A 13996-nucleotide genomic window follows, 5' to 3' on the forward strand; every position below is an offset into this window, starting at 1 on the left:
CAGTGGGGGGAGAGTCAGCGTCGGCCGGGCCCGCCAGGGGGCGGAGCCCGACCGACGTGTTGCTGTTACCAGCGGTAGTGGGCGAAGGCCTTGTTGGACTCAGCCATGCGGTGCATGTCCTCGCGGCGCTTGACAGCGGCGCCCAGACCGTTGGAGGCGTCGAGGATCTCGTTCATGAGACGCTCGGTCATCGTGTTCTCGCGGCGCTGGCGGGAGAAGTCCACGAGCCAGCGCAGGGCCAGCGTGGTGGCGCGGTTGGGACGGACCTCGACCGGGACCTGGTAGGTCGCGCCGCCGACGCGGCGGGAGCGGACCTCGAGGGCGGGGCGGATGTTGTCCAGGGCGCGCTTGAGGACGGTGACCGGGTCCTGGTCCGTCTTGGAGCGCACACCCTCGAGGGCACCGTAGACGATGCGCTCGGCGGTGGACTTCTTGCCGTCCAGGAGGACGCGGTTGACGAGCTGGGTGACGACCGGCGAGCCGTAGACGGGGTCAACGGCCAGGGGGCGCTTGGGCGCGGGACCCTTACGAGGCATTACTTCTTCTCCTTCTTGGCGCCGTACTTCGAGCGTGCCTGCTGGCGGCCCTTGACACCCTGGGTGTCGAGGGCGCCGCGCACGATGTGGTAGCGGACACCGGGGAGGTCCTTCACACGACCACCGCGGACGAGCACGATCGAGTGCTCCTGAAGGTTGTGGCCCTCGCCGGGGATGTAGGCGGTGACCTCGATGCCGGACGACAGGCGCACACGGGCGACCTTACGCAGGGCAGAGTTCGGCTTCTTCGGGGTCGTGGTGTACACGCGGGTGCACACGCCACGACGCTGCGGGCTGGCCTTGAGCGCCGGCGTCTTGGACGACGAGCGCTTCGAGGAGCGGCCCTTGCGGACCAGCTGCTGAATGGTAGGCACTACGGATTCTCCATCTAGAAGTGCGTCGGACAGGTCTGCTGCCTGCGGCCGGCCCTCGTCCTCGCGCACGGCGCCGCGGGGACCAGGCCGGTGCGCGCCCGAGGGGCTGCGCCCGGAGCCCCGCGGAGTGGGGCCCGTCGGTTCCCACCGCGGCAGACCCGCGTCACGGTGGCGCTGCGGCGCCTCCCGCTGGGAACGGAATGGAGAACGGTGGCCCGCACGCGGGCACCGGGGACAAACATACCGAGCGGCCCCCTCCCCCGCCAGGCGCAGACGGCCACCGCCCTCGTGTCATGCGACACGTCGGGTCACATGCCGCCGCCCGTCCCCGCCGCCCCACCCTGCATCCGTCGAACTCATCGGTTTGCGCGCGAGCGTACGGCAATACGCCGTACGCTCGCGCGCAAACCGATGAGTTGGAGGAGGGGGTGCGAGACGGCGGCTCGGTGCCGTGCACGGCAGGCGGCCCGCCACCTGCTAGGTGGCGGGCCGCCTTCGACGTCCTCGCGGCTCCTCGCAGAGCCTCGTGGGGCCTTGCTCAGAACTGGTAGCCCTCGCTGGAGAAGCCGGTACGGAAGTCGTCGGAGAAGCTCGTGCGGAAGTCCCCGCCGAAGTTGTAGTCGTCCAGCGCGACCGACTCGCCCGCGCCGTACGCGTCGCCGGAGAAGCCCGTGCGGGAGAAGACCTCCTGCTTGACCTCCTCGGTCGGCTCCACCTCGATGTCCGAGTAGCGGGCCAGGCCCGTGCCGGCAGGGATGAGCTTGCCGAGGATGACGTTCTCCTTCAGGCCCAGCAGCGGGTCCGACTTGCCGTTCATCGCGGCCTCGGTGAGCACGCGCGTCGTCTCCTGGAAGGAGGCGGCGCTCAGCCACGAGTCGGTGGCCAGCGAGGCCTTGGTGATGCCCATGAGCTCGGTGCGGCCCGAGGCCGTCTTACCGCCCTCGGCCATGACCCGGCGGTTCTCCGCACGGAAGGTCATGACGTCCACGAGGTCGCCCTGCAGCAGCATCGTGTCGCCCGACTCCAGCACGGTGACGCGGCGCAGCATCTGGCGCACGATGACCTCAATGTGCTTGGAGTGGATGTCCACGCCCTGGGAGCGGTAGACCTCCTGCACCTCCTCCACCAGGTGGCGCTGGGTGGCGCCCACGCTACGCAGGCGCAGGACCTTCTTGGGGTCGATCGGGCCCTCGGTGAGGGCGTCGCCCGGCTCCACGTGGTCGCCGTCGGTCACCAGCAGGCGCTGGCGCCGCGAGACCGGGACCACCAGGTCCTCCTCGCCGTCGTCACGGGTGATGACCAGGCGCTTGCCGTCGGCGTCGTCCTCGGTCTTGAGCCGGCCCGCGGCCTCGGCCACAGCGGCCTCGCCCTTGGGGGTGCGGGCCTCGAAGAGCTCCTGCACACGCGGCAGACCCTGGGTGATGTCCGCCGCGCCGGCCGCACCACCCGTGTGGAAGGTACGCATCGTCAGCTGCGTGCCCGGCTCACCGATGGACTGGGCCGCGATGATGCCCACGGCCTCACCGATGTCCACCCGCTTGCCGGTGGCCAGCGAGCGGCCGTAGCAGGCGGCGCAGGTGCCCACGGCGGAGTCGCAGGTGAGCACAGAGCGCACCGTGATCTCCTCGACACCCGCCTCGATGGCGGCCGTGATCTCGGCGTCACCGAGGTCCGTGCCCGCCGCGATGACGACGTTGCCCTCGGCATCGACCACGTCGCGCGCGAGCGTCGTGCCGTAGACCGTCGTGCCCAGGATCTCGCTGGGCTCCTTGACGGTGACGCCGTCAACCACCCTGGCGGTGAAGATGCGCTTGGTCAGGCCCTTGCGGGTGCCACAGTCCTCCTCGCGGACGATGACGTCCTGGGAGACGTCCACCAGACGACGCGTGAGGTAGCCCGAGTCCGCCGTGCGCAGCGCCGTGTCCGCCAGGCCCTTGCGGGCGCCGTGGGTGGCGATGAAGTACTCCAGGACGCTCAGGCCCTCGCGGTAGTTGGACTTGATCGGCCGCTCGATGAGGCGCTGCTTGGGGTCGGCCACCAGGCCGCGCATGCCGGCCAGCTGGCGGATCTGGTCCCAGTTCCCGCGGGCGCCGGAGACCACCATCTGGTAGACGGTGTTGCGTGCGGGGAAGTTCTCGCGCATGGCCTCGGCGACCTCACTGGTCGCCTTGGACCAGATGTCGATGAGGGACTTGTAGCGGTCCTCCTCGGTGAGGGCACCGAGCTCGAACTGGTCCTCGATCTCCTGGGCCTCGGCCTCGTAGCGGGCGAGGATGGCCGGCTTGCTCTGCGGGGAGACGACGTCGGCGTAGGCGACCGTGATACCGGACCAGGTGGACCAGTAGAAGCCGTTGGCCTTGAGGGCGTCCAGGGAGGCCGCGACGTCCACGCGCGGGTAGCCCTCCGCCAGCGTGTTGACGATGTTGCCCAGCTTCTTCTTGTCCACGACGTAGTTGACGTAGGGGAAGGTCTCCGGCAGCGCCGTGTTGAACAGGGCACGTCCCAGCGAGGTGCGCAGGGTGATGGGGTCGCCCTCGCTCCAGCCCTCCGGGGCCTGCCAGTCCTCGGGGGCGGTGATGCCCTCCTCGAAGCGGATGTCCACGGTGGCGTTGACGTGCAGCTTGCCGAAGTCGTGCGCCATGACCGCCTCCGCGAAGGAGGAGAAGGACGGCACGACCTCACGACCCTCGGAGTCCACCTCGACGGCCACCGCCGGGTCCGGCGTCTGGGTGAGGTAGTAGGTGCCGATGATCATGTCCTGGCTGGGCATGGTCACCGGGCGCCCGTCCGAGGGCTTGAGGATGTTGTTGCTCGAGAGCATGAGGATGCGGGCCTCGGCCTGCGCCTCGGCGCCCAGCGGCAGGTGGACGGCCATCTGGTCGCCGTCGAAGTCGGCGTTGAAGGCGCCGCACACGAGGGGGTGCAGCTGGATGGCCTTGCCCTCGATGAGCTGGGGCTCAAAGGCCTGGATGCCCAGGCGGTGCAGCGTGGGGGCGCGGTTGAGCAGCACCGGGTGCTCGCGGATGACCTCGGCCAGGACGTCCCAGACCTTAGGGTTGGCGCGCTCGACCATGCGCTTGGCGGCCTTGACGTTCTGGGCCTCCTTGAGCTCGACCAGGCGCTTCATGACGAAGGGCTTGAACAGCTCCAGAGCCATCTGGCTGGGCAGGCCGCACTGGTGCAGCTTGAGCTGGGGGCCGACGACGATGACCGAGCGGCCCGAGTAGTCCACGCGCTTGCCCAGCAGGTTCTGACGGAAGCGACCCTGCTTGCCCTTGAGCATGTCGGACAGGGACTTGAGCGGGCGGTTGCCGACCCCGGTCACCGGCCGGCCGCGGCGGCCGTTGTCGAACAGGGCGTCCACGGCGTCCTGCAGCATGCGCTTCTCGTTGTTGACGATGATCGTCGGCGCGCCCAGGTCCATGAGCCGCTTGAGGCGGTTGTTGCGGTTGATGACGCGGCGGTAGAGGTCGTTGAGGTCGCTCGTGGCGAAGCGGCCACCGTCGAGCTGGACCATGGGACGCAGGTCCGGCGGGATGACCGGGATGTTGTCCAGGACCATCGACTCCGGGGCCGTGCCCGTGATGCGGAAGGCGTTGATGACCTTCAGGCGCTTGATGGCGCGGGTCTTGCGCTGGCCGGTGCCGTTGGCGACCACCTCGGCCAGGCTCTCGGCCTCGGCCTCGAGGTCGAAGGTGCGCAGGCGCGCCTGGATCGCCTCGGCGCCCATGGCGCCCTTGAAGTAGATGCCGTAGTCGGCGACCATGTCGCGGTACAGAACCTCGTCGCCCTCGAGGTCACCGACCTTGAGCCCGACGAAGCGGTCCCACACGCGGTCCATGTGCTCCAGGGTGCGGGCGTTCTTGCGGCGCAGGGCACCCATCTCACGCTCGGCCACCTTGCGCAGGCGGTCACGCTGGGCCTGCTCCGCGCCCTCGGCCTCGAGCTGGGCCAGCTCCTCCTCGAGGCGGCGCTGGCGCGCCTCGACGTCGGCCTGTCCGGCCTGCTCGACGTTCTTCTTCTTGACCTCCAGCTCGTTGCGCAGCGAGGGAAGGTCGTCACGGCGGCCCTCCTCGTCCACCTCGGTCACCATGTAGGCGGCGAAGTAGATGACCTTCTCCAGGTCCTTGGGCGCCAGGTTGAGCAGGTAGCCCAGGCGGGAGGGCACGCCCTTGAAGTACCAGATGTGGGTGACCGGCGCGGCCAGCTTGATGTGGGCCATGCGCTCACGGCGCACCTTGGAGCGGGTGACCTCGACGCCGCAGCGCTCGCAGACGATGCCCTTGTAGCGCACGCGCTTGTACTTGCCGCAGGCGCACTCCCAGTCGCGGGTGGGACCGAAGATCTTCTCGCAGAAGAGCCCGTCCTTCTCCGGCTTGAGGGTGCGGTAGTTGATGGTCTCGGGCTTCTTGACCTCGCCGTGGGACCAGGACCGGATGTCCTCAGAGGTGGCGAGACCGAGCTGGATGCGATCGAAGACGTTAGCGTCGAGCACAGTTCCTCATTCCGATGTGTCAGCTCATCGTGTGTGTCTTGGTGGGGCGGCCGGGGCGTTGTTCCACGACGTCGCCGGCGGCCCGTGGGGCCCGGGAGGGGGCGGCCTGCGCCGGCCCCCTCCACCGGGTCCCGTGGGGCTCAGATCTCGTCAACCGTGGAGACCGCGGCGCCCGGGCGGCGGCCCAGGTCGAAGCCCAGCTCCTCAGAGGCGCGACGGCCGTCGTCGTCGGCGTCGTCCAGGGCGATGACGTTGCCCTCGTGGTCGAGCGCCTCGACGTTCAGGCACAGCGACTGCATCTCCTTCATGAGCACCTTGAAGGACTCGGGGATGCCGGGCTCGGGGATGTCCTCGCCCTTGACGATGGCCTCGTAGACCTTGACGCGGCCGTTGACGTCATCGGACTTGACGGTGAGCAGCTCCTGGAGGGCGTGGGCGGCGCCGTAGGCCTCCATCGCCCACACCTCCATCTCACCGAAGCGCTGGCCACCGAACTGCGCCTTACCGCCCAGCGGCTGCTGGGTGATCATGGAGTACGGGCCGGTGGAGCGGGCGTGGATCTTGTCATCCACCAGGTGGTGGAGCTTGAGGATGTACATGTAGCCGACCGAGATCGGGTACGGGAAGGGCTCGCCGGAGCGGCCGTCGAACAGGCGCGCCTTGCCGTCGGCCTGGACGAGCTGCAGGCCCTCGGGGCTGGGCAGCGTGGAGGACAGCAGGCCCATGAGCTCGTCGTCACGCACACCGTCGAAGACGGGGGTGGCGACCGGCGTGCGCGGCTCGGCGCTCACGCCGTTGTCGGGCAGGCGCAGGGCCCAGACCTCACCGGCCTCGCGGGCGGCGGTGGCGTCCCAGCCGCGCGAGGCCACCCAGCCCAGGTGCAGCTCGAGGACCTGGCCGACGTTCATGCGGCTGGGCACGCCCAGCGGGTTGAGGATGACGTCCACCGGGGTGCCGTCAGCCAGGAAGGGCATGTCCTCGACCGGGTTGATCTTGGAGATGACGCCCTTGTTGCCGTGGCGGCCGGAGAGCTTGTCACCGACGGTGATCTTGCGGCGCTGGGCGATGTAGACGCGCACCATCCGGTTGACGCCGGCGGGCAGCTCGGCGTCCTCGCTGGAGGCGTCGAACTCGCGCACGCCGGTGACGATGCCGTACTCGCCGTGCGGCACGCGCAGGGAGGTGTCGCGCACCTCGCGGGCCTTCTCACCGAAGATCGCGCGCAGCAGGCGCTCCTCGCTGGTGAGCTCGGTCTCCCCCTTGGGGGTGACCTTGCCGACGAGGATGTCGCCGCTGCGGACCTCGGCGCCGATGCGGATGATGCCGCGCTCGTCGAGGTTGGCCAGGGTCTCCTCGGCGACGTTGGGGATGTCGCGGGTGATCTCCTCGGCACCGAGCTTGGTGTCGCGGGCGTCCACCTCGTGCTCCTCGATGTGGATCGAGGTCAGCAGGTCCTCGGCGACGACGCGCTGGGAGATGATGATGGCGTCCTCGTAGTTCAGGCCCTCCCAGGTCATGAAGGCGACCAGGAGGTTCTGGCCCAGCGCCAGGTCGCCGCCCTCGGTGGCGGGGCCGTCGGCCAGGACGCTGCCGGCCTCGACGTGCTCGCCCTCGTTGGCCACGACGAGCTGGTTGTAGCAGTTGCCCTGGTTGGAGCGGCGGAACTTGGCGACCTTGTAGACCGTCTCAGAGCCGTCGTCGTTGGCCACGCGCACGAAGTCCGCGCAGACCTCGGTGACGACACCGGGCTTGGTGGCCACGAGGACGTCGCCGGCGTCCACGGCGGTGCGCCGCTCCATGCCCGTGCCCACGAGCGGGGCGTCGGGACGGATGAGCGGCACGGCCTGGCGCTGCATGTTCGCACCCATGAGGGCGCGGTTGGCGTCGTCGTGCTCGAGGAAGGGGATGAGGGAGGTTCCCACCGACACCATCTGGCGCGGGGAGACGTCCATGAGGTCCACCTCGTCGGCGGCGACCAGGGCGGGCTCACCACCGGTGACGCGGCACAGGACCCGGTCCTCGGCAAAGTGGCGCCCGTCCTCGGTGAGCTCGACGTTGGCCTGGGCGATGACGTGGCGGTCCTCGTCGTCGGCCGTCAGGTAGTGGGTCTCGTCGGTGATCTCGCCGTCGCGCACCACGCGGTAGGGGGTCTCGACGAAGCCGAAGGGGTTGATGCGGGCGAAGGTGGCCAGCGAGCCGATGAGGCCGATGTTGGGGCCCTCGGGGGACTCGATGGGGCACATGCGCCCGTAGTGGGAGGTGTGCACGTCGCGCACGTCCATGGAGGCACGCTCACGCGACAGGCCGCCGGGGCCCAGCGCGGACAGGCGGCGCTTGTGCGTCATGCCCGCCAGCGGGTTGTTCTGGTCCATGAACTGGCTCAGCTGGGAGGTCCCGAAGAACTCCTTGATGGCCGCGGTCACGGGGCGGATGTTGATAAGGGTGTTGGGCGTGATGGCCTCGACGTCCTGGGTGGTCATGCGCTCGCGCACCTGACGCTCCATACGGCTCATGCCGGTGCGCACCTGCGACTGGATGAGCTCGCCGACGGCGCGGATACGGCGGTTGCCCAGGTGGTCGATGTCGTCGAAGTCAACGGCGACCTCGACGACCTCCCCGTCCTGGACGCCCTCGACGCCCGCCTCGCCGGCGTGCAGCGCCAGGAGGTACTTGATGGCGGCGGTGATGTCCTCGATGCGCAGGACGGAGTCGGCCAGCTCGGCGGCCAGGCCGAGCTTCTTGTTGATCTTGTAGCGACCCACCTTGGCCAGGTCGTAGCGCTTGGGGTTGAAGTAGAAGTTCTCCAGCAGGGTGCGGCCGGCCTCGACACTCGGCGGCTCACCGGGACGGATCTTCTTGTAGATGTCGAGCAGGGCCTCGTCCTGCGTGGTGACCTTGCGGTCCTCGTCGAGCACCGAGGTCAGGACGGGGTAGGCCTTGAACTCCTCGCGGATCTCCGCCTCGTCCATGCCCAGGGCGAGGAGGAAGACGGTGATGTCCTGCTTGCGCTTGCGGTCCACGCGCACAGCGACGTGGTCGTTCTTGTCGATCTCGAACTCGAGCCAGGCGCCGCGCGAGGGGATGAACTTGGCGTTGTAGACGTACTTGTCCGTGGCCTTCTCGGTGGCGCGCTCGAAGTAGACGCCCGGGGAGCGCACCAGCTGGGAGACGACGACGCGCTCGGAGCCGTTGACGATGAAGGTGCCCTTGTCAGTCATGAGCGGGAAGTCACCCATGAAGACCGTCTGCGACTTGATCTCACCGGTCTGGAAGTTCTCGAAGTCCGCGACGACGTACAGGGGCGCGGAGTAGGTGAGGTCCTTCTCCTGGCACTCCTCGGCCGTGTACTTGGGATCCTCGAAGCGGTGGTCATGGAAGGACAGGGCCATCGTCTCGCCGAAGTCCTCGATCGGGGAGATCTCGTCGAAGATCTCCTCAAGACCGGAGGTGTCAGGCAGGGAGCCGGGTCGCTCGGCGTTCGCGGCGTTGACGCGCTGGCGCCACTTCTCGTTGCCGACGAGCCAGTCGAAGGACTCGGTCTGCAGGGCGAGAAGGTTCGGGGCCTGCATGGGCTCCGGGATCTTCGCGAAGTTGATGCGACGCGACGCGGTGCGCGCGGCGATGTCAGCGGCGGTAGGTGCAGAGGTGCGCGAGGCAGCCAAAGGGGGATCCTTCCCTCATCTCGGGGATCACTCTGCGTGCACTGCGCGGCGCCGGCCGGGTCCGTCGCCGCGGGTCCAGGCCACGGCCTGTCCCTCGTCGGGCGATCACACTCGTGCCAGTACACACAATGGACGCAAAGCGCTAGCGTACACGCCGCCTCCACCCTCCACTATGATCCGGACCCCCAGGTTCTTGCGATCCCGAACACATTCGTGGATACTACCCGGCCCCGTTTCCGACGGCGGCCTGCCGGGCCCGGTGAGACGGCAGGAGGTGCGGGCGCACGCGTCGGGCCCCGCCCACCAGGTGGTGGGCGGGGCCCGACGATGACGTGGTCCCCCGGCCGGCTCAGGCCGCGCGGGCCCGGGTCACCGGCTCGGGGAGGAGGTCACTTGAGGGTGACGGTGGCGCCGGCGCCCTCGAGCTGCTCCTTGGCCTTGTCGGCCGTCTCCTTGTTGACGCCCTCGAGGACGGCCTTGGGGGCGGAGTCAACGAGCTCCTTGGCCTCCTTCAGGCCGAGGGAGGTCAGGGCGCGCACCTCCTTGATGACGCCGATCTTCTTGTCGCCAGCGGCCTCGAGGATGACGTCGAACTCCGTCTTCTCCTCCTCGGCGGCGCCCTCGGCGGCCGCGCCGGGGGCAGCGGCGACGGCAACGGCGGCCGGAGCGGCAGCGGTGACGTCGAAGGTCTCCTCGAAGGCCTTGACGAACTCGGACAGCTCGATGAGGGTGAGCTCCTTGAAGGCCTCGATGAGCTCGTCAGTGGTCAGCTTCGCCATGATGGGCGTTCCTTCCTGAAAAAGGGTCCTGCGCCGTATGTGGTCAGCACAGGGTCTGTGTGGTGTGGGGGCGGCGCACGCGGCTCAGGCCGCGGTCTCCTGCTTCTCGCGCAGGGCGTCGACAGTGCGGACCGCCTTGGAGGCGGGCGCGACGAAGAGGTACGCAGCCTTGGACAGCGACGCCTTGATGGCACCGGCAGCCTTGGCGAGCAGCACCTCGCGGGACTCGAGCGAAGCCAGCTTCTCGACCTCGGCGGAGTCGAGGACGTTGCCGTCCATGACACCACCCTTGACGACGAGCTTGGCGTTGTCCTTGGCGAAGTCACGCAGGGCCTTGGCGGCCTCGACCGGCTCACCGGTGACGAAGGTCAGGGCGGTGGGGCCCTTGAGGTCGTCGGCGAAGGCCTCCAGGCCGGCCTCGCGGGCGGCGATGGCGGCAAGCGTGTTCTTCACCACGGTGTACTCGGCGTGACCGGCGAGCGAACGACGCAGCTCCCTGAGCTCGGCGACGGTCAGCCCGCGGTACTCAGTCAGCAGCACAGCACCGCAGTCGTGGAACTTGCCCGCGAGCTCGGCGACAGCCGCCTCCTTGTCAGGCCTTGCCATGGGCCCTCCTTCCGTGGTCTGCCGCAGGCGCCCGGGCCCGGGAACGGACAAAGCCCCGCGCCGGCAAGGCACGGGGCTCTCACACCGCACGGGGCGGAGGGGTCTCGTTCTCACCTGCGCTGGCCTCGTCGCCCACGGGCGCCGAGCTTGGTCCTGGTCCTCACGGACCGGGAGACCTGCGGTCTTTGGCAGGTGACACACTACCGGTCCTGGCGCACCGCACCGCAAGCGCTGGGGCGCTCCTGCGCGGTGCGATCGGTCACGTGGGCCGGGCTCGGCGCCGCCGCGCGCCCGTGCGCACCCGCGTGCGCCGGCCCCACGGCCCGGCCCCACCCGCCTGTGGACCGGCGTGCGCACGCGCCCGGCCCCTCCACACGCCCAGCTGTCCACAGGCCGTGGCAGGTGCCGCGCCAGGCGGGAAGGCCTCGTGAGACAGTGGCGGGCGTGCCCCTCGCCCTGCTCGCCCTCACCCTGGTCCTCGCGGCCTGCGGCGCGGCCGTCCACGGGCCCGTTTCCCGCTTCGCCCGCGCCTATGTCGAGGACCTTCTCGACGGTGGCGCCCACGCCCCGGGCACGGGCGCCGGGATGCCCGCCCCCGTGCTGCGCGCCGCTGCTGGTCGCCGCCGTCTCCTGCTCCCCCGCCGGCTAACGGCCCTGTTCCTCGCGGCCGCGCTGCCGGCCTGCGCCGCAGCGCTCGACGCCGGGTGCTGGTGGGAGGCTGCGCTCGCCCTGCCGGTGCTCGCCGCCCTCACGGTGGCCGGGAGCACGGACGCCGTCTGCCACCGGCTGCCCAACCGGTTGCTGGGCCCGGCGGCCGGTTGGGCGGCCGCCTGCTCGGGCGGCGAGGCCGTGCTCCTGGCCCTGGGGAGCGCGCCCGGGCTCGCGCTGTCCGCGCTCATCGGCTCCGTCGGCGCTGCCGCCGTCCTCGGGGGCGTGTGCCTGCTGCTCGCCCTGGCGCCCTCGGGGCTGGGCATGGGAGACGTCAAGCTGTGCGCCCTCACGGGCCTGTGGCTCGGCCGCCTCGGCTGGGCCGTGCCCGTCGTCGGCGTCGTCGCCGGCCTGCTCCTGGCCGGGAGCGCGGCCCTCGCGCTCATGGTCCTGGGCCGGGTCCGGCGCGACACGCCCATCGCCCTGGGCCCGTACCTCATGGCCGGTGCCTACATCGCCTGGCTCCTCGCCCTCGCCTGAGCGCGGATCTCAGGCAGGCGGGGACGCCGCGGCGTCGGCTTCGGCGGTCAAGCGCGGGAACGACGGCGCCGGCCGCCCCACAAGGGGGCGGCCGGCGTCAGCGGTCTCAGGGAGCGACGCGTCAGGCCTTGGTGATGTCGAGCGGGATGCCCGGGCCCATGGTCGTCGTCATCGTCGCCTTGAGGACGTAGCGGCCCTTCGAGGTGGAGGGCTTGAGGCGCAGGACCTCGTCCAGGGCGGCCTGGAAGTTCTCCACCAGCTGCTCCTCGGTGAAGGAGGACTTGCCGATGACGAAGTTGAGGTTGGCAGCACGGTCCACACGGAACTCGATGCGGCCGCCCTTGATGTCGGTGACGGCCTTGGCCACGTCCATCGTCACGGTGCCGGTCTTCGGGTTGGGCATGAGGCCACGGGGACCGAGCACGCGGCCCAGGCGGCCGACCTTGCCCATGAGGTCCGGGGTGGCGACGGCGGCGTCGAAGTCGGTCCAGCCGCCGGCCACCTTCTCGATGAGCTCGTCGCCGCCGACCTCGTCAGCGCCCGCTGCGAGGGCCTGCTCGGCCCTCTCGCCCTGGGCGAAGACGATGACGCGGGCGGTCTTACCAGTACCGTGCGGCAGGGACACGGTGCCTCGCACCATCTGGTCAGCCTTGCGGGGGTCAACGCCCAGTCGCAGGACGACGTCCACGGTGGAGTCGAAGGTCGTGATGGACGTCGCCTTGGCGAGCTTGACGGCCTCGGCCGGGGTGTAGAGGATCCCGGACTGGATCTTCTCAGCGGCGGCGCGGTAGGCCTTGCTGCGCTTGGTCATCTGCTTCTCCTTGCAGTCGTGGTGTGCGGGCCGCGCATGGCCCTTCCACGGTGGTCTTGGTGGGGGTGGCCGCGCCTCAGGCGACCGTGATGCCCATCGAGCGGGCGGTGCCGGCGATGATGGCGGCGGCGGCGTCGAGGTCGTTGGCGTTGAGGTCAGCCATCTTGGTGGAGGCGATCTCCTTGACCTGGTCCATCGTCAGCGTGCCGACCTTCGCGGAGTGGGGCGTGGCAGAGCCCTTGGAGACGCCCGCAGCCTTCTTGATGAGCTCGGCGGCCGGCGGGGTCTTGGTCACGAAGGTGAAGGAGCGGTCCTCGTAGACCGTGATCTCCACCGGGATGACGTTGCCGCGCTGCGACTCGGTCGCGGCGTTGTACGCCTTGCAGAACTCCATGATGTTGACGCCGTGCTGACCGAGCGCAGGGCCGATCGGCGGGGCGGGGTTGGCCTGGCCGGCCTGGATCTGGAGCTTGATGAGCCCAGAGACCTTCTTCTTGGGAGCCATGTAGGGGGTCCTTCTTGTCCGGAGCACTGCACGCCTGCCGTGCAGTGGCGCTCGCGCGCCTGGAGGGGCGCGCACGCACGAGAACTGATCCTAGCCCCTGGCGGGAGAGCCCAGCACCTCCGGTGGGCGGTATCACAGGGCTGGCGGCTGTGACACGCGGCGCCCGGTGCCCACCCCGAGCGGGGGCAGGCACCGGGCGCCGCGTGAGGACGTGGGGCGCCTCAGATCTTGGCGACCTGGGCGAAGGACAGCTCGGCCGGGGTGTCGCGGCCGAAGATCGAGATGAGGACCTGGACCTTCTGGGTCTCGGGGTGGATCTCCGAGATGGTCGCCGGCAGCGACTCGAAGGGGCCGTCGGTGACGATGACGGACTCGCCGACACTGAAGGCGACCTCGTAGACGGTGCCCCCCTCGACCACCTGGGTGAGGGCACCCTCGTCCGGGTGCTCGTTCGCGCTGGCGGCCTGCTTGGCGGCGAGCTCCTCCGGCGTGGGGCCGAGCTGGGATACGGCCTCATCGAAGGTCAGCGGGACCGGGTTGTAGCGGTCGCCGACGAAGCCGGTGACGGCCGGGGTGTCCTTGATGGTGCGCCACACACGGTCGGAGGTCTGCGGGTCGTCGAGGTCCATGCGGACGAACACGTAGCCGGGAATGCGCACACGCGACACCTCCTTCTTCTTGCCCGCGTTCTTGACCTCGACAACCGTCTCCATGGGCACGACGGCGTCGAAGACGTAGTCCTCGACCTCGAAGTTCTCGGCACGGGCCATGACGTCGGCGGCCACGCGGCGCTCATAGCCGGAGTAGGTGTGCAGGACGTACCACTCGCCGGGCAGCGAGGACATGTGCCTGCGGAACTCCTCGAGCGGGTCGGCCTCACGGGCCGGCTCGTCCTGGGGCTCCTCGACGGCGCCGGCCTCGGGGGCCTCGCCCTGGACCTCGACGTCCTCGACGACGGCGGCGTCCGCCTCGGCCTGGGCGGCCTCGACGCTCTCCTCGGGGAGGATCTCCTCGGACACGGTTACCTGCTTTCCTCTGTA

10 protein-coding genes are annotated in these 13996 nt (G+C 69.8%); 1 reads left to right on the plus strand and 9 read right to left on the minus strand.

The genetic code is table 11. The annotated features are described in order from the left end of the window. Positions 1–65 precede the first annotated feature (65 nt). The 6 genes from rpsG to rplJ all read right to left on the minus strand — a co-directional run bounded on the left by rpsG (position 66) and on the right by rplJ (position 10452). Complete coding sequence (gene rpsG / locus ACSJJR_RS08735) at positions 66–536, minus strand: 30S ribosomal protein S7 (RefSeq protein WP_435942271.1); 471 nt, start codon at positions 534–536, stop codon at positions 66–68. Beyond that, the gene (rpsL, locus tag ACSJJR_RS08740) at positions 536–910 is read right to left on the minus strand and encodes a 30S ribosomal protein S12 (protein WP_435942270.1); all 375 of its coding nucleotides are present in this window, start codon (positions 908–910) and stop codon (positions 536–538) included. Before rpsL ends, rpsG begins: the two co-directional genes overlap by 1 nt. 538 nt (positions 911–1448) lie before the next feature. Further along, positions 1449–5405, minus strand: coding sequence for a DNA-directed RNA polymerase subunit beta' (locus ACSJJR_RS08745; RefSeq protein ID WP_435942269.1), 3957 nt, complete (start codon positions 5403–5405; stop codon positions 1449–1451). Positions 5406–5545: 140 nt separating this feature from the next. After that, positions 5546–9067, minus strand: coding sequence for a DNA-directed RNA polymerase subunit beta (gene rpoB / locus ACSJJR_RS08750; RefSeq protein ID WP_435942268.1), 3522 nt, complete (start codon positions 9065–9067; stop codon positions 5546–5548). 389 nt (positions 9068–9456) lie between these two features. After that, the gene (rplL, locus tag ACSJJR_RS08755) at positions 9457–9846 is read right to left on the minus strand and encodes a 50S ribosomal protein L7/L12 (RefSeq protein ID WP_435943044.1); all 390 of its coding nucleotides are present in this window, start codon (positions 9844–9846) and stop codon (positions 9457–9459) included. 84 nt (positions 9847–9930) lie between these two features. Then, positions 9931–10452, minus strand: a complete 522-nt coding sequence (rplJ, locus tag ACSJJR_RS08760) for a 50S ribosomal protein L10 (protein ID WP_435943045.1) — start codon at positions 10450–10452, stop codon at positions 9931–9933. A 444-nt stretch (positions 10453–10896) separates the two neighbouring features. On the opposite strand from rplJ, the gene ACSJJR_RS08765 reads away from it, so the two are divergent. Then, complete coding sequence (locus tag ACSJJR_RS08765; RefSeq protein WP_435943046.1) at positions 10897–11640, plus strand: prepilin peptidase; 744 nt, start codon at positions 10897–10899, stop codon at positions 11638–11640. Between the two features lie 121 nt (positions 11641–11761). Here the strand turns inward: ACSJJR_RS08765 and rplA are convergent, their stop codons facing one another. The 3 genes from rplA to nusG all read right to left on the minus strand — a co-directional run bounded on the left by rplA (position 11762) and on the right by nusG (position 13975). Then, on the minus strand, positions 11762–12451 hold the full coding sequence (rplA, locus tag ACSJJR_RS08770; protein WP_435943047.1) for a 50S ribosomal protein L1: 690 nt from the start codon (positions 12449–12451) through the stop codon (positions 11762–11764). A gap of 76 nt (positions 12452–12527) precedes the next feature. Continuing rightward, positions 12528–12956 (minus strand): 50S ribosomal protein L11, encoded by a 429-nt coding sequence (gene rplK / locus ACSJJR_RS08775; protein WP_435943048.1) that lies wholly within the window; start codon positions 12954–12956, stop codon positions 12528–12530. Positions 12957–13177: 221 nt separating this feature from the next. Next, the gene (gene nusG, locus ACSJJR_RS08780) at positions 13178–13975 is read right to left on the minus strand and encodes a transcription termination/antitermination protein NusG (RefSeq protein WP_435943049.1); all 798 of its coding nucleotides are present in this window, start codon (positions 13973–13975) and stop codon (positions 13178–13180) included. Between the last annotated feature and the right edge of the window lie 21 nt (positions 13976–13996).

Source organism: Actinomyces sp. W5033 (assembly GCF_051303165.1).

Coding starts and splice junctions, on each gene's coding strand:
- rplA (WP_435943047.1), bottom strand. CDS start 12,451: ATGACCAAGCGCAGCAAGGCCTACCGCGCCGCCGCTGAGAAGATCCAG.
- rplL (WP_435943044.1), bottom strand. CDS start 9,846: ATGGCGAAGCTGACCACTGACGAGCTCATCGAGGCCTTCAAGGAGCTC.
- rpsG (WP_435942271.1), bottom strand. CDS start 536: ATGCCTCGTAAGGGTCCCGCGCCCAAGCGCCCCCTGGCCGTTGACCCC.
- rplJ (WP_435943045.1), bottom strand. CDS start 10,452: ATGGCAAGGCCTGACAAGGAGGCGGCTGTCGCCGAGCTCGCGGGCAAG.
- rplK (WP_435943048.1), bottom strand. CDS start 12,956: ATGGCTCCCAAGAAGAAGGTCTCTGGGCTCATCAAGCTCCAGATCCAG.